Below are 19,771 nucleotides of genomic sequence, written 5' to 3' on the forward strand. Positions count from 1 at the left end.
GCCTCCAACAATGGCTGCGGCGCCAGCCACACCTGCTGCAGCGCCGGCCGCGCCCAGGCCGCCGAACAATGGAGCCGCCAGCGGCGCAACCACTGGTTCAATCCGGTCGACGTCCAGAAAGACCATGTCGTCATAGGCGCTCCACTTGCCGGCCAGATCGAGCGGCTCGTAGGTGGCAAACAGCATGCCGCCGGATTTGTCCTCCAGCACGACTTCTATGAACTCGCCTTCCTGGCTAAGGAACAGGTTTTTGCTGCCGGCGGCGCCGAAGGAGTAATAGTTCTCCAGCACCAGCTCCTGGCCGTTTGCCAGCATGATATGAAGGTTGTTTCCCTGCCGGGAGTAACTCTCAACATCAGCAGGCCTAAGGTTCAGCGAGATATCCTTGGAATGAGACGCATCAAGGCTTGCCGGCGTTCCCTCGGAAAAATTTCCATGCTGTGTAGTGCCCGCCATGTCGCGGGTGATATATGCGACCGTGCTCATAAACTTACTGCCCATCTATAAGCGCCGCGGCCCGGAGTCCGGCCGCCGGCGTGTGGTTTCGTTGCCTGTGTTTTTGCCCAGCTGCCGTCTTTTGCGGCTATTTTGAGGCCACAATGTGACAATTTTTTCAGGTCTGTCCAGTATTTGTGCTGCGCAGTTGAGGAGATTTGATCGCTGACCGTGTCCTGACTGCCGCAGATTTTCTAAGGTTTTTCACGCTTGTGTGGTGCCGCCTCGGTCGCTTTCACTTGCGGAAGCGGTGCTGTGGCAAGACGTGTACGCCTTGTCAGAATAGTCCGGGGGGGGGGAGCGGAGCGGGCTGGGGGCACCTTCTTTCTGAAGCGGGTTTCAGAAGGAGATACCGGTGTGAAAATCTTCGAATTGCCGCGCTGCAAAAAGGCTGTGTGCCAACAGTGATCGCTGGGATGTGAAGATAATTTCCCGCAAAACTTTCTGGCAATTAATTAAAAGTACACCACTTTCAGATAGTAAGAAGTTCGTAATTGGTGTAAGCTCGAGAGTAAGTAACACGACGCCGATAGCCCTGGTTTCCGGGCGCAGGCCGCCGCCAAGAGCGGCCAGCCGGACGTAACACCGCCAGAAGCGGCGCCGAGCAGAAATCAGAACTCAACACTGACGCGGACATCCATGCCCACGTGCTGGGCACTCTCTGTCCGTGCGCGATCTTAAACGCCAGGAGGAACGGCGCGAGTTAACCAGGAGGCTTGACCCAAGATGAAAGACATTGCCGAACTTTTTGCAGAGCAGTACGGCGAAACGCGCGAGCAGGAAATGCCGCTGCAGGAGTACTTGAACGCCTGCCGTGACGATCCAAGCCTGTACGCAAACGTCGCCGAGAGGATGCTGAAGGCAATTGGCGAAGAGGAGTTGGTGGACACGTCCAAGGACGCGCGGCTCGGGCCGATCTTTCAGAACCGGACAATCAAGCGTTACAGCGCCTTTCACGATTTCTTTGGGATGGAAGACACGATCGAACGGATCGTCGGCTACTTCCGTCACGCCGCGCAAGGCCTGGAGGAGCGAAAGCAGATCCTCTACCTGCTCGGTCCTGTCGGCGGCGGCAAATCCTCGCTGGCGGAACGCCTCAAGCGTCTGGTCGAGGATCAGCCGATCTATGTGCTGAAGGCCGGCGACCAGATTTCGCCGATTTTCGAAAGCCCGTTGGGCCTGTTCGACCCGGTCCGGATGGGCAAGGTGCTGGAGGAGGAATACGGCATCGCGCAGCATCGCCTGCCGGGTCTGATGTCGCCTTGGGCAGTGCAGCGGCTGGATGAATTTGATGGCGATATCAACAAATTCTCTGTTGTCCGACTGTATCCGTCGCGCCTGCGCCGGATCTGTGTGGCCAAGGTGGAGCCGGGCGATGAGAACAACCAGGATATCTCGACTCTTGTGGGCAAAGTGGACATCCGCCAGCTGGAGCATTTCAGCCAGGACAATCCGGACGCCTATAGCTTCTCCGGCGGGTTGAACCGGTCGACCCAGGGCATCCTGGAATTTGTCGAGATGTTCAAGGCGCCGATCAAGATGCTGCACCCGCTGCTGACGGCGACCCAGGAAGGCAACTATATGGGGACCGAAAGCTTCGGCGCGATCCCGTTCAACGGCCTGATCCTGGCGCATTCCAACGAAAGCGAATGGCAGTCCTTTAAGAACAACAAGAACAACGAGGCCTTCATCGACCGGGTGTCGATCGTCAAGGTACCGTATTGCCTGCGGGTTTCCGATGAAACCTCGATCTACGAAAAACTGATCGAAAACAGCGAGCTGCGCAGCGCTCCCTGCGCGCCGGAGACGCTGAAGATCCTCAGCCGCTTCTCGGTGCTGACGCGTCTGAAGCCGCATGAAAATTCCAACCTCTATTCCAAGATGCGAGTCTATGACGGCGAAAGCCTCAAGGATACCGATCCCAAGGCGAAGACGGTGCAGGAATACCAGGACCGTGCCGGCGTTGATGAAGGTATGAACGGCATCTCTACCCGTTTTGCCTTTAAGGTGCTGTCCACGACCTTCAATTTCGACACTAACGAGGTAGCTGCGGACCCGGTGCATCTGATGTATGTGCTGGAGCAGATGATCAAGCGCGAGCAGTTCCCGCAGGAGACGGAACAGAAGTACCTGGAGTTCATCAAGACCGAACTCGCCCCGCGCTATGAGGAGTTCATTGGCAACGAGATCCAAAAGGCGTACCTCGAAAGCTATACTGAATACGGCCAGAACGTCTTTGACCGCTACATCTCTTATGCCGATGCCTGGATCGAGGAGCAGGACTACAAGGATCCCGATACCGGCCAGCTCTATAACCGCGAGGTATTGGATGCGGAGCTGAGCAAGATCGAGAAGCCGGTGGGCATCGCCAATCCCAAGGACTTCCGCAACGAGGTTGTCAAATTCGCCCTGCGCCACCGTGCCAACACCGGCTCGAACCCGGCCTGGAACTCCTACGAGAAGCTGCGCGATGTGATTGAGAAGCACATGTTCAGCCAGGTCGAGGAACTGCTGCCGGTGATCTCCTTCGGGTCCAAGAAGGACAGCAAGACCGAAAGCAAGCATCAGGAGTTCGTCGAGCGGATGCGCGGCCACGGCTACACCGACCGCCAGGTGCGGCGCCTCGTCGAATGGTACATGCGGGTCAACAAGGCGGGCTGAAGAGGAGCGCTGTGCAACATGCATCATTTCATCGACAGGCGCGCCAATCCAAAGGGCAAGAGCCTCGGGAACCGCCAGCGGTTCCTGCGGCGGGCCCGGGAGAACATTAAGGAGCGCGTCGACCAGTCGGTCCGGGGGAAGTCAATCCAAAGCGGAAGCGGTGTCCCGGACGAAGGCGAAAAGGTCACCATCCCGACCCGGGGGCTGAAGGAGCCGCGGTTCTTCCATTCGTCCAAGGGCGGCATGCGCCGCCATGTGCTGCCCGGCAACAAGGATTTTGTTGTCGGCGACACCATCAAGCGGCCGCAGGGCGGCGCCGGGCAGGGCGGCCGTCAGGCATCAGAGGACGGGGATGGCGAGGACGAGTTTTCCTTCACCCTGACCCAAGAGGAATATCTGGAAATCCTGTTTGAAGGGCTGGAGCTGCCGGACCTGGTGGAAAAGGCCACAGTGGAAACCGAAACCATCGGTACCCGCCGAGCCGGTCTGACCACTGCGGGCACCCCCAATAACCTGAACCTGGTGCGCACCATGCGCAACTCATTGGGCCGCCGCATCGCCCTGCAGCGCCCCACTACCAAATCCCAGCGCGAACTGGAGGAGCAGATTGCCGAGCTGGAGGCGCTGGATGAGCGCACTCCGCCGCAGGAGGAGTTCCTGGAAGCGCTGAGAAAGCGGCTGGAGGGTATCATCCGCAAGCGCAAGGTGGTCGGCTATATCGACCCGCTGGATTTGCGCTATGACACCTTTGTACCGGAAAAGATCCGCAATTCCCGCGCCGTGGTGTTCTGCCTGATGGACGTCTCGGGCTCGATGCAGGAGCGTGAGAAGGATCTGGCCAAACGCTTCTTCCTGCTGCTGCACCTGTTCCTGGAACGCTGCTATGAACACACAGAACTGGTTTTCGTGCGCCATACCCATCACGCGCAGGAAGTGGATGAGGAAACATTCTTCTACGCTCGCGAAACCGGAGGCACCATCGTGTCCACAGCGCTGGAGAAGATGAAGGAAATCATCGAGGAGCGTTACCCGCCGGACGAGTGGAACATCTATGGCGCGCAGGCGTCAGACGGCGAAAACTTCGGCAATGACTCTGTGCGCTGCAAGAACCTGCTGCTGAATGATCTGCTGCCGGTCAGCCAGTTCTATGCTTATGTGGAAATCGTCGATGAGGCGGCGGAGATGCTGCTGAACAACCCCGAAGCAGGCGAAGACCTGTGGCAAAACTACCGGGAGGTGAAGGCGCAGGCGAAGCATTTCGAAATGCAGCGGGTCTCGCAGCCAGGCCACATCTATCCGATTTTCCGGGAATTCTTCCTCCCCAAGGTGAAAGGGATACAGCATGCAGGCAGCTGAAAAGGCGCGCGAGCCGCTGTTTGACGGGCCGGAATGGACCTTTGAACTGATGGAAAAGGCGCGCGACGCGATTGAAGAGATCGCGCTCGAAGACCTTGGGCTGGATGTCTATCCTAATCAGATCGAGATCATCTCGGCCGAGCAGATGCTGGACGCTTATTCTTGTGTCGGCCTGCCGTTGATGTACCAGCACTGGTCTTTTGGCAAGCATTTCGCCCGCGACGAGGCGCTGTACCGGACTGGCCGCCAAGGGCTGGCCTATGAGATCGTCATCAATTCCAACCCCTGCATCAGCTATAACATGGAAGAAAATACCATGGCGATGCAGACGCTGGTGATGGCGCATGCAGCTTTCGGGCATAACCATTTCTTCAAGAACAACTACCTGTTCCAGCAATGGACCGATGCGGCCGGCATCCATGACTACCTGGCGTTCGCCAAGAACTACATCGCCGCCTGCGAGGAGCGCTATGGCCCGATGGCCGTGGAAGAGGTTCTGGACGCCGCCCATGCGATGCAGTCGCAAGGGGTGTTCCGCTATGGACGCCCGCCCAAGCCCACCAATGAGGAACTGGTGGCAATGCAGAAGGTGCGCGAAGGCTATGAAAGTGGCCAGAGCGTGCTGGATATCTGGACCGACTCGACCTTGGGCCGGGACAAGCTGGAGTTGGTGGAGGACGCCGACTACAGCGCGCGCCGCAAGATGATGAACCTGCCGCAGGAGAACATCCTGTACTTTTTGGAGAAGCACAGTCCCGTTCTGGAACCCTGGCAATGCGAGATCCTGCGCATCGTTAGGATGCTGGCGCAGTATCTGTATCCGCAGAAACAGACCAAGGTGATGAACGAAGGCTGCGCGACCTTCGTGCATTATTACATCATCAACAAATTGCACGAGCAGGGCCAGATCACCCAGGGCGCCTATATGGAAATGCTGCACAGCCATACCAATGTGGTCATGCAGCCGGAATATGACGATCCGCGCTACTCCGGCATCAATCCCTATGCGCTGGGCTTTGCGATGATGCAGGACATCCGCCGCATTTGTCAGGACCCGACCGATGAGGACCGCGAGTGGTTCCCGGATTTTGCCGGTAACCCGGACTGGCGCGGGGTGCTGAGGGATGCCTGGGCGAATTACCGGGACGAAAGCTTTATCCAGCAGTTCCTGTCGCCGAACCTGATCCGCAAGTTCAAGCTGTTCACTCTGACAAATGATGCGGAGCTGCCCAATCTGGTGGTCAGTCAGATTCACAACCGGGCCGGTTACAAAGCGATCCGCCGCGACTTGGCGAAACAGTATGACCTCGCCTATCTGGAGCCGGACATCCAGGTCACCGATGCCGATCTACGCGGCGACCGGGAGCTGAAGCTGACCCACACCGTGCGCGATGGAATCCATCTGGATGAGGACGACCAGGAGGAGGTGCTGAAGCACCTGCGCAGGCTCTGGGGCTATGACGTCCGGCTTGACGCGGTCGAAGCCACCACCGAAAGCTGACGGCAAAGCCGAACCTGTCCATCGTTCAAAAGAAAACGCAGGCCTTAAGGCCTGCGTCTCCCGTGTTTCACATGAATCCTGGTATCAGAATTCCACAACGGCGCGGATGGATTTGCCTTCGTGCATCAGTTCGAAACCTTCATTGATCTGATCCAGCGTCAGCTTGTGGGTGATCATCGGATCAATCTCGATCTTGCCGTCCATGTACCAGTCAACGATCTTCGGCACGTCGGTGCGGCCCGATGCGCCGCCGAACGCAGTGCCGCGCCAGCTGCGGCCGGTGACCAGCTGGAACGGGCGGGTGGAGATTTCGGCCCCTGCAGGCGCCACGCCGATGATGATCGACTCGCCCCAGCCCTTGTGTGCGCATTCCAGAGCGGTGCGCATCACGTTCACGTTGCCGGTTGCGTCGAAGGTATAATCCGCACCGCCGCCGGTGAGTTCAACCAGATGCGCCACCAGATCGCCCTCAACCTCGGCCGGGTTGACAAAATCGGTCATGCCGAAATGCTTCGCCATCTCCACTTTGCCTGGGTTCAGGTCGACGCCGACGATTTGGTCGGCACCGGCCAGCCGCAGGCCCTGGATCACGTTCAGGCCGATGCCGCCAAGGCCGAAGACCACCGCGCGGGAGCCGATTTCCACCTTGGCGGTGTTGATCACCGCGCCGATGCCGGTGGTCACGCCGCATCCGATGTAGCAGACCTTGTCAAAGGGCGCGTCCTCACGGATTTTCGCCAGCGCGATCTCTGGAACAACAGTGTGATTGGCGAAGGTCGAGCAGCCCATGTAGTGGTGGATCGGGGTGCCATCCAGCATCGAGAAGCGTGTGCTGCCATCCGGCAGCAGGCCTTGGCCTTGGGTCGAGCGGATCGCTTGGCACAGGTTGGTCTTGGGGTTGAGGCAGTATTCGCACTCGCGGCACTCGGGGGTGTAAAGCGGGATCACGTGGTCGCCCGGCTTCAAGCTGGTCACGCCTTCGCCGACCTCGATCACAACGCCTGCGCCCTCATGGCCCAGGATCGCCGGGAAGATGCCTTCCGGGTCGTCGCCGGAGCGGGTGAATTCGTCGGTGTGGCACAGGCCGGTTGCCTTGATTTCCACCAGAACCTCGCCCGCTTTGGGGCCTTCAAGGTTCACTTCCATGATTTCCAGCGGTTTGCCGGGGGCAACCGCAACGGCAGCGCGGGTCTTGATCATGTGACTGGTCCTTCGTTCTATTCTTCGGGGCCGGGCCGCCATTTGGCGCGTCCGGGGTGAATGCGGTGCCGACGGCTGCGCCGCGGGCCGGAATGACCCAGCGTTACATTTGCACACCGGCACGCGCAAGCATTGCCTCGGCACCCTAACAGGTGAGGTCCGCCGGACTTTACTTCGAATGCGACAGCTGACCAGCGGTCAGCGCCATTCCGGCGCAATGGAAAACCTGCGGTTTCCAGCAGCCTGCCTGCAGGGTTCCAGTTTTGGGAAGGAATTTCGGCCTTGCCCCTTGACCTTCCCCTCGCTGGAACCCTCATATCCACTGTCAAAGGAACAAATTCCGGCGGACTTCCGATGTCAGACACGACCCAAATATCCTTGCATATCACCGGCCTCAGTTGTGCGGGCTGCGCAGGCCGGGCGGAGCGCGCGCTGGCGGCAGTGGAGGGGGTTCAGTCGGCCTCCGTAAACTTCGCCAATGCCACCGGCCAAGTGGAGGCCGCCCAGGATTTGGCGCTGACGGATTTGGCCAGCGCCCTGACCGATGCCGGCTATCCGGCCGCGGAATCGCAGGCTGCATTGGTGATCAGCGGCATGAGCTGTGCTTCCTGCGTGGGCCGGGTGGAAAAGGCGCTGCTGGCGGTGCCGGGGGTGCTGTCGGCCAGCGTCAACCTGGCAAACGAGACCGCGCAGATCCGCTATCTGACCGGTGCCGCCCGCGCTGCGGATCTGGCCCGCACGGTGACGGAGGCCGGCTATCCGGCCCGTCTCAGCGGCGCGGTGGAGGATGAGGCGGAACAGGCCAGCCAGCGCAAGGCGGATGAAATTTCCGCACTGGGGCGTCAGGTGCTGATCGCCGCGCTGCTGACCCTGCCGGTGTTCCTGATCGAGATGGGCGGCCACATGGTTCCGGCACTGCACCACTGGGTGGCGGCGAATATCGGAATGCAGAACAGCTACTTGCTGCAGTTTGCTCTGACCACAGCGGTGCTGGCGGGGCCGGGGCGGCAGTTCTATGCCAAGGGCTTCCCGGCGCTGTTCCGGGGCGCACCCGACATGAACGCGCTGGTGGCCCTGGGCACTGCCGCGGCCTACGGATTCTCGGTGATTTCCMCCTTCGCMCCCCGGCTGCTGCCCGCAGGCACCGCCAATGTCTATTATGAGGCCGCGGCGGTCATCGTGGTGCTGATCCTCACGGGCCGCTTCCTGGAGGCCCGTGCCAAGGGCCGCACCGGCGCCGCGATCCGCAAACTGGCGGGATTGCAGCCCAAGACTGCCATGGTGGTCTCCGGCGGTGAGACGATCGAAACCCCGGTGGAGGAGATCGGCACCGGCGACCTGATCCGGGTCCGTCCGGGCGAGCGGATCGCGGTGGATGGCGAGATCACCTCAGGCAGCTCCTACGTCGACGAAAGCATGATTTCAGGTGAGCCGGTTCCAGTCGCCAAATCCCGCGGCGATGAGGTGACGGCTGGCACCATCAACGGCAACGCGGCGATGGAATTCCGCGCAACCCGCGTCGGGCGCGACACCGTGCTGGCGCAGATCATCCGCATGGTGGAGCAGGCGCAGAGCGCCAAGCTGCCAGTGCAGGGGCTGGTCGACCGGATCACCCTGTGGTTCGTGCCTGCCGTCATTACGGTGGCTGCTTTGACCGTGCTGGCCTGGTCGCTGTTCGGCCCGGCGCCGTCGCTGCCGCTGGCGCTGGTGGCCGGGGTCTCGGTGCTGATCATAGCCTGCCCCTGTGCCATGGGGCTGGCAACGCCGACCTCGATCATGGTGGGCATCGGCCGCGCCGCCCAGATGGGGGTGCTGTTCCGCAAGGGCGACGCGCTGCAGCGGCTGCAGGAGGTCAAGGTGGTGGCGCTCGACAAGACAGGCACTCTGACCGAGGGCCGCCCGGCGCTGACTGAACTGATCTGCGCCGAGGGCTTCACCCGCGAGGCTGTGCTGCGCCTGACCGGCGCCGCAGAGGCGCAGTCCGAGCACCCCATCGCCCGCGCCATCACCGCGGCGGCAGGCAAGGGGCTGCCCAAGGCTGAAGCCTTTGAGGCGATCCCGGGCTACGGCCTGCGGGCAAAGGTCGAGGGTCGCGTGGTGCTGGCCGGTGCCGCCCGCCTGATGGCGCGCGGAGGCATTGCCCTTGGCGCATTGGAGGTGGAAGGCGCGCGGCTGGCCGAGCGCGGCGATACCCCGCTCTATGCTGCGATTGACGGCCAGGCGGCAGCGGTGATTGCGGTGGCCGACCCGATCAAACCGGGCACCCCTGCCGCGATCAAGGCGTTTCACGATCAGGGGCTGAAGGTGGCCATGATCACCGGCGATGCGGCCGCGACGGCGCAGGCAATTGCCGCGCGGCTGGGCATTGATGCGGTAAAGGCTGAATGCCTGCCTGCGGACAAGGTGACAGCGCTGCAGGATTTGCAGGCGGAGCATGGCGCGCTGGCTTTCGTGGGCGATGGCATCAATGACGCCCCGGCGCTGGCCGCGGCGGATGCGGGCATAGCCATCGGCACCGGCACCGACGTGGCGATCGAGGCGGCAGATGTGGTGCTGGTCTCCGGCGATCTGCGCGGGGTGGTCAATGCGCTGACCGTCAGCCGCGCCACCATGCGTAACATCCGCCAGAACCTGGGTTGGGCCTTCGGCTACAATGTGCTCTTGGTGCCGGTGGCGGCGGGCGTGCTGTACCCGTTTGGCGGGCCGCTGCTGTCGCCTGCGCTGGCGGCAGGCGCCATGGCGCTGTCGAGCGTCTTTGTGCTTTCGAATGCGCTGCGCTTGCGCCGTCTGAAACCTGTCATAGATGAGGATCAGGCCGCACCGGCACTCAAGGCGGACACCAAGCAGGAGGCGCGCGCATGAATATCGGGGACGTATCCAGCCGTTCGGGACTACCGGCCAAGACGATCCGTTATTACGAGGATATCGGCCTGATCAAGCCGCACCGCAGCGCCAACGGCTACCGCTGCTTTGCCGAAACCGACCTGCACAAGCTGGCCTTTCTGGGCCGCGCCCGGGCGCTGGGCTTTACCATCGAGGACTGCCGTACCCTGATGGCGCTTTACGAGGACGAAAGCCGCGCCAGCGCTGATGTGAAACAGCTGGCGCAGGAACATCTGGCCAAGATCGAGGAGAAAATCGCGGATTTGCAGGCGATGCATGAAACGCTGGGCGAGTTGGTCAACTGCTGTGCCGGTGACAGCCGCCCGGACTGCCCGATCCTCAAGGACCTGTCCGGCGAAGGATGACCCGCGGGGAGCAAAGGCTCCCGCGCCCGCGGCTGCCCTGACGGGCCGCCTGGCGGGCTTGGGCATGGCTTCGGGCCTTGTGGCCCGAAGCGGGCGGCCTCAAACAGGGCGCAGCTCCAGGATCTCGCGGGCCTGTTGCCAGCTGGCTACCGGGCGCTCGTATTTTTCACACAGCTCTGCCGCCCGTTTAACCAGCGCCGCGTTGGAGGGTGCCAGCGTTTCGCGGTCCAGCCGCATGTTGTCCTCCAGCCCGGTGCGGGTATGGCCGCCCGCGGCGATCGACCATTCGTTGACCAGGATCTGCCCTGGCCCGACGCCAGCGCCGCACCACTGGGCCTCCGGCGCCAGCCGCTGCATGGTCTTGACGTAGTAGTCGAACACATCCTTGTCGACTGGCATGGCGTTCTTCACCCCCATCACGAACTGCACATAAAGCGTGCCGGGGATACGCCCCTCGCGGTTCATCTTCACCGCCTGGTGGATATGCGACAGGTCAAAGGCCTCGATTTCCGGCTTCACCTCATGCGTGCGCATCTCCGAGGCCAGCCAATCCACCAGGTCAGGGGAGTTCTCATAGACCCTAGTGGGGAAATTGTTGGACCCTACCGACAGCGACGCCATATCGGGGCGCAGAGGCAGCATGCCACCGCGCTCGCGGCCCGCGCCGGAGCGGCCGCCGGTCGACAGCTGGATGATCATGCCGGGGCAGTGTTTCTGCAAGCCTTCCATCAGCCGTGCGAACCTTTCCGGGTCGGAGGTCGGCGTCTGGTCGTCGTTCCTCACATGGCAATGGACAATCGAGGCGCCGGCCTCGAACGCTTCTTGGGAGCTTTCGATCTGTTCCGCAATGGTGACGGGCACCGCAGGGTTGTTTTCCTTTGTCGGGACCGAGCCGGTGATGGCAACGCAGATGATGCAGGGTTTGCCCATGGAATTCCCCTTCAGATGTCGAAAAACACGGTCTCATCTTCGCCCTGCAGGCGGATGTCGAACCGGTAGACGGCCAGACCGTCCCGCAGCTCTCGCTTGGCGATCAGGGTGGCGCGGCGGCGCTCCCACTCTATCACATTCAGCACCGGGTCGGCGGCGTTGGCCGCGGCTTCGTCGTCGAAGTAGATCCGTGTGTTCAGCCCCACGTTGATGCCGCGCGCCACGATCCACAGGTTGACGTGGGGAGCCATCATCTGGCCGCCCCGGCCCATCACCGGCCCGGGCTTCACGGTGTCAAATCCCCATTCTCCGGTCTCGAAATTGGTAATCACCCGGCCCCAGCCGCGGAATCCCTCCTCCACCTCGTCCGGATGCTCCGGGTGGGCATAGATGCCGTCCGCATTGGCCTGCCAGGCCTCCAGCAGCACGTCCTTGACTGGTGAGCCGGTGCCGTCGGTCACCACACCCTCCACCCGGATGCGCTCACCCTTTGCGTTGGGTCCGACAATGTCCCAGCCAAGCTCCTGACCGTAGATCTCAAACCCCGCCGCGCCGGGGGCCAAGCCGATATGGACGTATGGCCCGGCGGTCTGCGACGGGGTTTCCTTGAGGTACTCTAGCTGTTGGCGCATCAGTTCCCCTCCAACCGGTTCTCAAACAGGGTGGACCGCCGCCCGCGCAGCACGATGTCAAAGCGGTAAGCGATAGTGTCCAGCGGAATGGCGGCGTTCATGTCGATCCGAGCCACTAGCATCTCCACCGCCGCTGGGTCCGGGATGGTGTTCACGATCGGGCAGCGGGCAATCAGCGGGTCGCCCTCGAAATAGAGCTGGGTGATCAGCCGCTGGGCAAAGCCGCTGCCAAAGACCGAGACGTGGATATGTGCGGGCCGCCAATCGTTCACCCAGTTGCGCCAGGGGTAGGCGCCGGGCTTCACGGTGCGGAAATGGTAGCAGCCGTTCTCATCCGTCAGGGTCCGGCCGCAGCCGCCAAAGTTCGGGTCCAGCGCGCCGAGGTAAGTGTCCTTCTTGTGCCGGTAGCGGCCGGAGGCATTGGCCTGCCAAATCTCCACCAGAGTGTTCGGGATCGGGCGGGCGTTTTCATCCAGCACCCGGCCATGCACGATGATCCGTTCGCCAATTGGGCTTTCGCCGGGCTGGGCAAAGTTGTTCAGCAGGTCATTGTCGGTGGCATTGATGTCGTTTTGGCCGAACACCGGGCCGGTGATCTCGCTGGCGGTGTTCTCCAGGCTGATCAGGGGGAACTTCGGCGAGCGGGCGACTGAGGTCTTGTAATCCTGCGACAGGGCAGGGGGGTGCCAGCGGCGGTCCCTCTGGTAGAAATCCCCGGGCTGCGGCGGCTTGGTCATGGGTTGTCCCCTCCCTCGCTCTCCATTTCGGCATAGGTCTGTTTGGCCAGTTTCAGCGCGCGGTTGGCCCGCGGCACCCCGGCATAGACCGCCACATGCTGGAAGGCCTCCAGCACGTCCTCCCGGCTGGCGCCGGTGCGGATGGTGGCGCGGATATGCATCGGGATCTCGTCAAAATTGCCGGTCGCCGCCAGCAGTGCCAGCGTCAGCATCGAGCGTTCGCGTAAGGAGATCCGGTCCGAGGCCCAGACTGTGCCCCAGGCGGCCTCGGTGATCAGTTCCTGAAACGGCTGGTCCAGCGCTGTCTTGACGGCCTCCGCGTTGTCCACATGTGAGTCGCCCAGCACCATGCGCCGTATCTGCATGCCACGGTCGAAACGGTCTTGCGTCATTCCAGTCTCCCAGTTCTGAAAGAGTATCGCATACCGTAAGTGGTCTGTATAATCCTCAATCAGGCATGAAATAATAACTGTATCGGTATGCGTCTTTCATCATCCCTGAAACTGCGGCATTTGGAAGTTTTTGTCGAAGTCGCCCGCAAAATGAGCGTCACCCAGGCTGCGGATGCGCTGGGCATGACCCAGCCTGCCGTCACCCGGGCGCTGCGCGAGCTGGAGGGGGTTTGCAGCAAGCCTCTGGTGGAGAAACACGGCCGCGGCATCCGGCTCAGCAGCTATGGCGAACTGTTCCGGGATCATGCAGGCCGCAGCCTTGCGCTGGCCCGTGACGGGGTGGCTCTCTTGCAAGGGCTGGATGAGGCGGAGGGGCCGCTAGTCGCCATTGGCGCCCTGCCGACGGTGGCGGCGGATCTGGTCCCGGACGCGCTGGCGCAGTTGCGCGCCAGCGGTGCGCCGGGACGGTTCATGGTTATGTCCGGCGATAACCACTACCTGATCGACCAGCTGCGCCGGGGGCGGCTGGACGTGGTGGCTGGACGGATGCCTTCGCCGGAAACCATGGCCGGGATAGGGTTCGATCCGCTCTACCGTGAACGGGTGGTGGCGGTCGCCGCATCGGATCACCCGCTGGCAGGCGCCAGCCGCCTGCCGCCCTCCGCCTTCGAGGATCACCCGGTGCTGATGCCGTCAGAGGGTTCGGTCATCCGGCCGCTGGTGGAGCGGATGTTTCTCGAGCAGGGACTGGCGCTTCCGCGCTATCCGGTTGAAACGGTGTCCTCGGCCTTCGGGCGGCGGTTTGTATTGGAGCATCAGGCGATCTGGATCATCAGTCAGGGCGTGGTGCGGCCGGATCTTACTGCGGGCACGATGGCGGCCCTGCCGGTGGACACTGATAGCACCCTTGGGTCGGTGGGATTATGTCTCCGGCTGGAACACCAGCTGTCCCCGGCAGCCGACCGGTTCTGCGACGCCCTGCGCAGCACTTGCACAAAGCTGGGGTTGGCCTGATCTGAGGCAGAATTGCAGCGATCAGCAAAAGCCGGAAAACACCCTTTGAGTGTTTTTTGCATTGAATATGAGCCCAGCCGGCAGTCCGGCGGTTTTCTCACTTGCTGCTCGAACTGAGAACTGCGTGCCATTATGGCGCTGAAAAATATGAATAAACTTAAGTTGGGAAAATGTCGCGTTCAGGTGCCGGACAATGAAATTACCCAAAGGGTGCAATCAGTAATTGCAAAACAACCTGAAGATGTGCACCATAACGATACTTTAATATTGATTGTATCACGCGTTGAGTGGGGGTGCGAATGACTGTCCTTCTGAAGATCCGCCGGTTCGGTGCATTTGGAGTATTCCATGCGGATGGTGCGGGCGTGCAGCTCGGCGCTAAACACCAAGCTCTCGTGGCCTTGCTGTCCACCGCCGAGGGAGGGATCCGGACCCGGGCTTTTCTCGAAAAGACATTGTGGTGCCTTGCGCAGCCGGAACAGGCCAAGGCCAGCCTGCGCACCGCCTTGTCGACGTTGCGGCGGCACTTAGGGCCGGAAGCTGCCAAGCTGCTATATGCCAATCGCGAGAGGGTTGTTCTGGATCTGACTTGCTTGGAGCTGGATACATGCACAGGCGGGGCGGAGTTTATGGAAGGGTTTGAATTGCCCCATGAATCCGTGTTCAACGCTTGGCTGCAAGAGGCACGGGCGGAACTTACCCGCAGGTCGGCAGGGCCTACAGGCCGGACAGGGGCGCCGCCGGGGCGGGTCATCCTGGACGGGCTGTTGCCCTCGATTGCCGTGCTGCCCTTTGCGCACCGGTATCCGGGCGAGGCGTCCGCGCCGTTGGGTTCGCTGGTTTCAGAAGAGCTTTCACGCTGCCTGTCGCGCAGCTGGGCGTTCTCAGTTACCTCGTATTTGGCGTCGCGCCAGTTTGATCCTGAAACCGTGCGCCCGGCTGAAGTTTCATCAGTGGCTGGTGCCGATTATTTGGTGTCAGGGGCTGTCACCTGCGGCGGCGGCCGGTTTCATGCCGAGATAGACCTGCACGATGCCTTGCGCGAAAAGGTGATTTGGTCGCGCAGTTTCGAAGGCTCGTTGGACAATCTGATGGAAGGGCGCAGTTCGGTCCTGAGGAACGCCACTTTGCAGATTGGTCAAACTGCTGCCGGAGAGGCTGTACGTCTAGCAGACTTCAAACCGCTGCAGGATCTGGAAAGTCATACTCTGCTGATGGCGTCCATTTCCTTGATGCAGGAAATGGACGTGCAGAAATTTCAGCAGGCGTACAGCATCCTGTCGCATTTGCAGGAGCGGGAACCTGGCCACGCGTTGCCCCTGACCTGGATGGGGTTCTGGCATGTGATGAGGGTCGAACGCGGATTGTCGAAGGATCGCCTGGAAGACAGCCGTTTGGCGAGCCAGCTGGCTGAATCCGCGATTGAAGCGGCGCCGGGCTTTTCCTTGGCTCATACACTGAAAGGGATAATCTCCAGCCATCTCACTTTCAGATTCGATCAAGCTCTGGACGCCTATGATTTAGCGCTGCGCGACAACCCAAACGAGGCTCTGGCGTTGCTCCTCAAGGGGGCCACGATGGCATATCAGGATATGGCCGACGAAGCTGTGCTGATGACCGATGCTGCCCGGCGGCTGACGCCGCTGGGGCCGCAATGCTACTACTTTGACGCATTGTCGGCCCTGGCGAATTTGTCAGCGCGAAAATATAGCCGCGCTATTGAACTGGCGGACCGCTCGCTGCAAGCCAAGGGCGCTTTTCCTGTGCCGCTGCGTTCCAAGGCGATTGCGCTGCAGTTGTCAGGCCAGGATCAGGAGGCCCGTAACACTGTCCAAAAGCTGCTTGAGGCGGCTCCGGAATTCAGCCTGTCGCAGTTCCTGCGCGACAACCCGGCTGCGATGAGTCCGGCCGGCCAGGAGTGGGCGTACGCGCTGCGGCAGGCCGGAGTGCCGGACTAAGCTCCCCTAAAACTGCTTGCGGCGATGTTCTCTGCAGTTTGATGCCGCTTCGCCCCCATGCATCGCGTGGGGGCTTCCTGTGCGGTCAGGGGGATTACTAAAATCTGCAGCAATTTCTGCGGCGTTCTCACCCTTTTTTTACGTCTTGCGGCGCTTCTGTAAGGGAGATGCGGGTCTCCTGCCAACCAGCGGGGCCCTTGCCGCATGAATTGCCCGGGGCGCGGAATACGGGCGGAAGACTTGGGTGATAGGATGAGTTCTAAGAAAGACCTCTTGGCGAAACGCGGGTTTCGGCCGTGTTCAAGCATCGGTGCGAAGATCACGCTTATCCTGATGGCGATGGGCGGGACTGCCGCCGCCGGAGGGATCCTTGTCACCCTGGTTTTTGCCCAGACAGGCCGCCAGATGGAGGTTCTGACTGGCGAGAAGGTGCCGCAACTGGAACTCAGCGGCCATATGGTCGATGCTGCAAGCCAGACCAAAAATGCAATGATTGGCGTTCTGCAGGCGGGTTCGGCTGAGGAGCTGTCCACAGCGGAGGCCGCTGCGGCAGCAGCGGTGTCAGCGCTTGAGGGAAGTGTCTCCGAACTTCCGTCCGCGGAACGGGCGCAATTTGCGCCTGAAGCGGCTGAAGCCTCGGACCGGCTGAACAATCTGATTGCCTCCCGCCAGGCAGCATTCCGGAACCAGGCTTGGATCGACACTCAAACCGCCGATTTGCAAACCCTCAGCCAGGCAGTTCAGGAGAAGCTTGTGCGGGTGGCGGCTGAGGCGCGTGACAGTCTGATGGATGGTGGTGAAGAGACCATCATACAGGTTGACGAGGTTCTGAATAACCTGGTGGATCAACAGTTCGGCAGCCTGCAGACACTGCTGGAGGCGCGCGCCGACATCAGTATTCTGTCCGGTGCCGCGCTGGCCTTGGGGCATGTCCGTGATGTGCCGACGAAGCGCGCGCTCAAGAAAATGGCTACTGACGCTCTGAAACGTCTAGAGCCGGTGCTTGGCCGTCTTGAGGAACTGGGACTGGATGCGTTCCGCGCCAAGAAGGTGAGCGAAGGCGTCGAGCTGTTCCGTTATACTCTGACTGCAAGCCGCAAAGAGCTGAAGGAGAGCCGCAAGCAGGTGATGAGCGCCCGCAACGCCAGTGTCCGTCCGCTGACCCAGGCGATGGAGCGTATGGTGTTTACCTTGTCAGTGGCTGCCACGCAGGCCAGTGCCGACAACAGAACTGCCATTCAGGGGCTGCTGGACAATCAGGTTGATGTGCTCTTGCGGCTCCTGGAAATCAATGGCTGGACCAGCGCTTTCCAGGTTGCTGCGCTGGATATGGCAGCGGCTCAGAGTATCGGGACGGCCAATTCGGCAGCAGCACCACTGCAGGAAGCGGCAGCCGCCCTGCAGGGCTACACCGGGTTTGGCGAAGGAGTTTTTGCAAAAGAGCTGGAGGGCATGATAGCGCTGGCCGATCCCGTTCAGGGTCTTCCGGCATTCAAGGTTGCCTCGCTCGAGGCGGCAACCGAAGCTGCCAGAGCGTCTGAGGCCACGGTGGAGGCGGTTCTGCAATTCGCCCGCCGTGCAACCGCGCTTGGAAACGGAAGCCAGTTGGAAATTGCCTCAATCGCAAACGGGCTGGCGGCCGATGTGAAGGGCGCCCAGCGGCAGCTTCAAATTCTGGCAGCAGTTTCAGCCGGGGTGTTTGTGGTGGCCTTGATACTCACCAGACTCCTGATTTTGCGCCCGTTGGCCGACATCAGTGGAACAACCGAACGCTTGGCCGCGGGCAATCTGCGCCCGGTAAAGGGTTACGAGCGCTCCAGCGATGAAATCCGCCGCATTGCGACGGCCCTTGCGGTGTTCCGAGATGGTTTGGTGGAAAAGGCTGAGGTTGAGGCCGCTGCAAATGAGGAGCGTAATGCCCGGCTCGCGGAACAGACCGCCGCTGTGACTGCCATCGGTGATGGACTCGAACGGTTGTCGCAGGGCGATTTGACCTTCCGAATCCGCGAGGAGATGGGGGAGGGGTATGCCAAGCTGCGCGACGACTTCAATGCTGCGCTTGAAAAGCTCGAAATCTCTGTCCGCAGTCTCAGTGCCAATGGTCAGTCCATCGCCGGCGTCAGCAGCGAAATCTCTGCTGCTTCTCATGACCTGTCGGAGCGTTCCGAGCGGACTGCGCAGACCTTGGCGGGCACCGCAGCTGCGGTGAACCAGCTCTCGGTGTCGATTACCGGAACCGCCCAGGCCTCAGGCGAGGCCTCTGCCTCGGTCGAAGCTGCGCGCCGCAACGCAACCGATAGCATCGACGTCGTGAAGCGCACATATGGTGCCATGGAGGCGATCAAGGAAAGTTCCGAGAAAATCTCCCGCATCATCGGCATGATTGAGGCGATTGCACAGCAAACCAACCTTCTGGCATTGAACGCCGGGGTCGAAGCTGCCCGGGCGGGAACCGTTGGCAAAGGCTTTGCAGTGGTGGCGTCCGAAGTTCGCACTTTGGCGCATCGTTCCAAGGAAGCTGCGACCGAGATCGCCGCCCTTGTCGATGAGGCGGGCCAGAATGTTGAACTGGGGGCCGACCTTGTCGAGCAGACACAGGCAGCCATCGGCGAAATCTCCGAATCCGTCGCCAGTGCCGCCGACCTGATGAAGACCATTTCCCAGGCATCGTCTGAGCAGTCCGGCAGCCTTCAGGAAATCAACTCAGCAATGGCGAACCTGGACGACGCCACCACCCGGAACGCGGGCCTGTTCGAGGAGGTGACCTCCTCCAGTCAAGGGCTGTCCAAGGAGGCCCAGGCTATGGCGAGCGCACTGGGCGCCTTTCGCACAAATGCAGCCGTGCCGGAGCAGGCTTTGGATGACGCAGAGCGGCCTGAAGAGGATGCTTGGCGGTTGCAGGCCTGACCAGAATTTTGAACCTGCGCGCGCGGCGGCTGGCGCCGTGGGGGAGGCGCAAATGGGCGCCGCGGCTGATCAAATGAAAGTGGTTTGGAAACGACGCTTCGGCGCAGTCGGCTTGGCGTGATTTTGAAGATTTGGTGGAGCCTAGCGGGATCGAACCGCTGACCTCCTGCATGCCATGCAGGCGCTCTCCCAGCTGAGCTAAGGCCCCAAACCTGTCCGCTTTCAGTGTCCGTTCCGTTTCCAGTGCGGTCCGTCTTGCGGTGTGAGCGTCGTTTACGGGACGGCGGCGCGGGCTGCAAGCGGAAAAATGCGCCGGGTCCGAAATTTTTTGCCGCCGGTCAAAGCGGACGGTCCGGGGACAGCAGGCCGCATCCCCGAACCGTTTGAAACGCCTTAGGAATCGTCGTCCGGCGACGACATGTCGGCGATGTCGTCCAGAGAGACGTTGTCATCATCATCGTCATCATCCAGGACATCATCGCCCAGATCGACATCGACGTCGTCGTCATCGTCCAGGACCACGTCATCCGCGTCCATGTTCTCTTTGGCCTTCAGGGTGGCCGCGTCTTCGGCATCGGCTTCGATCATCCGGGTCTTGCCGGTGTCCAGCTCGACGACCTCGCCCGTGTAGGGGCTGACGATCGGGTCCTTGTTCAGGTCATAAAAGCGCTTGCCAGTGGTGGGGCAGACGCGCTTTACACCCCATTCTTCCTTGGGCATGTGGATCCCCTTGATTTACT

At 61.3% G+C, this 19,771-nt stretch carries 15 protein-coding genes and 1 tRNA gene; 8 read left to right on the forward strand and 8 right to left on the reverse strand.

From position 1 onward, the window contains the following. The coding region (locus A9D60_RS25315) for a BapA/Bap/LapF family prefix-like domain-containing protein (protein WP_175392855.1) at positions 1-486 on the reverse strand (486 nt) is incomplete at its 3' end. A 735-nt stretch (positions 487-1,221) separates the two neighbouring features. On the opposite strand from A9D60_RS25315, the gene A9D60_RS00010 reads away from it, so the two are divergent. Genes A9D60_RS00010 through A9D60_RS00020 form a run of 3 tightly spaced genes read left to right on the forward strand, consistent with a single transcriptional unit; the run spans position 1,222 to position 6,013 of the window. Next, positions 1,222-3,156, forward strand: coding sequence for a PrkA family serine protein kinase (locus A9D60_RS00010; RefSeq protein ID WP_065265698.1), 1,935 nt, complete (start codon positions 1,222-1,224; stop codon positions 3,154-3,156). An 18-nt stretch (positions 3,157-3,174) separates the two neighbouring features. After that, a complete protein-coding gene (locus A9D60_RS00015) occupies positions 3,175-4,512 on the forward strand; it encodes a YeaH/YhbH family protein (RefSeq protein ID WP_065265699.1) in 1,338 nt (445 codons plus the stop codon). Then, the gene (locus A9D60_RS00020; RefSeq protein ID WP_065265700.1) at positions 4,499-6,013 is read left to right on the forward strand and encodes a SpoVR family protein; all 1,515 of its coding nucleotides are present in this window, start codon (positions 4,499-4,501) and stop codon (positions 6,011-6,013) included. Before A9D60_RS00015 ends, A9D60_RS00020 begins: the two co-directional genes overlap by 14 nt. Before the next feature lie 84 nt (positions 6,014-6,097). Here A9D60_RS00020 and A9D60_RS00025 read toward each other — a convergent pair whose 3' ends face one another. Beyond that, positions 6,098-7,210 carry an S-(hydroxymethyl)glutathione dehydrogenase/class III alcohol dehydrogenase gene (locus tag A9D60_RS00025; RefSeq protein WP_065266044.1) on the reverse strand — a complete coding sequence of 371 codons (1,113 nt, stop codon included), beginning with the start codon at positions 7,208-7,210 and terminating at the stop codon, positions 6,098-6,100. Between the two features lie 357 nt (positions 7,211-7,567). Between A9D60_RS00025 and A9D60_RS00030 the strand changes: the two genes are divergently transcribed. Then, entirely contained in the window at positions 7,568-10,075 is a 2,508-nt protein-coding gene (locus A9D60_RS00030) for a heavy metal translocating P-type ATPase (protein WP_065265701.1), read from the forward strand. Further along, positions 10,072-10,461, forward strand: a complete 390-nt coding sequence (gene cueR, locus A9D60_RS00035) for a Cu(I)-responsive transcriptional regulator (protein ID WP_065265702.1) — start codon at positions 10,072-10,074, stop codon at positions 10,459-10,461. Before A9D60_RS00030 ends, cueR begins: the two co-directional genes overlap by 4 nt. A gap of 99 nt (positions 10,462-10,560) precedes the next feature. Here cueR and A9D60_RS00040 read toward each other — a convergent pair whose 3' ends face one another. The 4 genes from A9D60_RS00040 to pcaC are packed head-to-tail and all read right to left on the reverse strand — an operon-like array spanning position 10,561 to position 13,152. Next, entirely contained in the window at positions 10,561-11,391 is an 831-nt protein-coding gene (locus A9D60_RS00040; RefSeq protein ID WP_065265703.1) for a 3-keto-5-aminohexanoate cleavage protein, read from the reverse strand. An 11-nt stretch (positions 11,392-11,402) separates the two neighbouring features. Further along, on the reverse strand, positions 11,403-12,023 hold the full coding sequence (pcaG, locus tag A9D60_RS00045) for a protocatechuate 3,4-dioxygenase subunit alpha (RefSeq protein ID WP_065265704.1): 621 nt from the start codon (positions 12,021-12,023) through the stop codon (positions 11,403-11,405). After that, positions 12,023-12,760: a protocatechuate 3,4-dioxygenase subunit beta gene (pcaH, locus tag A9D60_RS00050; RefSeq protein WP_065265705.1), complete on the reverse strand. Its 738-nt coding sequence runs from the start codon at positions 12,758-12,760 to the stop codon at positions 12,023-12,025. The genes pcaG and pcaH overlap by 1 nt, the downstream gene beginning before the upstream one ends. Further along, positions 12,757-13,152 carry a 4-carboxymuconolactone decarboxylase gene (gene pcaC, locus A9D60_RS00055; RefSeq protein ID WP_065265706.1) on the reverse strand — a complete coding sequence of 132 codons (396 nt, stop codon included), beginning with the start codon at positions 13,150-13,152 and terminating at the stop codon, positions 12,757-12,759. Before pcaC ends, pcaH begins: the two co-directional genes overlap by 4 nt. An 87-nt stretch (positions 13,153-13,239) precedes the next feature. Here pcaC and pcaQ point away from each other — a divergent pair, with 87 nt between their 5' ends. From pcaQ to A9D60_RS00070, 3 genes are all read left to right on the forward strand, one after another. Continuing rightward, the gene (pcaQ, locus tag A9D60_RS00060; RefSeq protein ID WP_065265707.1) at positions 13,240-14,166 is read left to right on the forward strand and encodes a pca operon transcription factor PcaQ; all 927 of its coding nucleotides are present in this window, start codon (positions 13,240-13,242) and stop codon (positions 14,164-14,166) included. Between the two features lie 299 nt (positions 14,167-14,465). Then, complete coding sequence (locus A9D60_RS00065; protein WP_065265708.1) at positions 14,466-16,124, forward strand: transcriptional regulator; 1,659 nt, start codon at positions 14,466-14,468, stop codon at positions 16,122-16,124. 252 nt (positions 16,125-16,376) lie between these two features. Continuing rightward, a complete protein-coding gene (locus A9D60_RS00070) occupies positions 16,377-19,031 on the forward strand; it encodes a methyl-accepting chemotaxis protein (protein ID WP_065265709.1) in 2,655 nt (884 codons plus the stop codon). Positions 19,032-19,163: 132 nt separating this feature from the next. On the opposite strand, the gene A9D60_RS00075 is transcribed toward A9D60_RS00070, so the two are convergent. Together A9D60_RS00075 and A9D60_RS00080 are read right to left on the reverse strand one after the other, a co-directional pair. After that, positions 19,164-19,239: transfer RNA gene (locus A9D60_RS00075), tRNA-Ala, on the reverse strand. 185 nt (positions 19,240-19,424) lie between these two features. After that, positions 19,425-19,751 carry a TIGR02300 family protein gene (locus A9D60_RS00080; protein WP_065265710.1) on the reverse strand — a complete coding sequence of 109 codons (327 nt, stop codon included), beginning with the start codon at positions 19,749-19,751 and terminating at the stop codon, positions 19,425-19,427. Positions 19,752-19,771 lie beyond the last annotated feature (20 nt).

Origin of the sequence: Leisingera sp. JC1, assembly GCF_001679925.1 — a bacterium.
In the GTDB taxonomy this organism is placed as follows: domain Bacteria; phylum Pseudomonadota; class Alphaproteobacteria; order Rhodobacterales; family Rhodobacteraceae; genus Leisingera.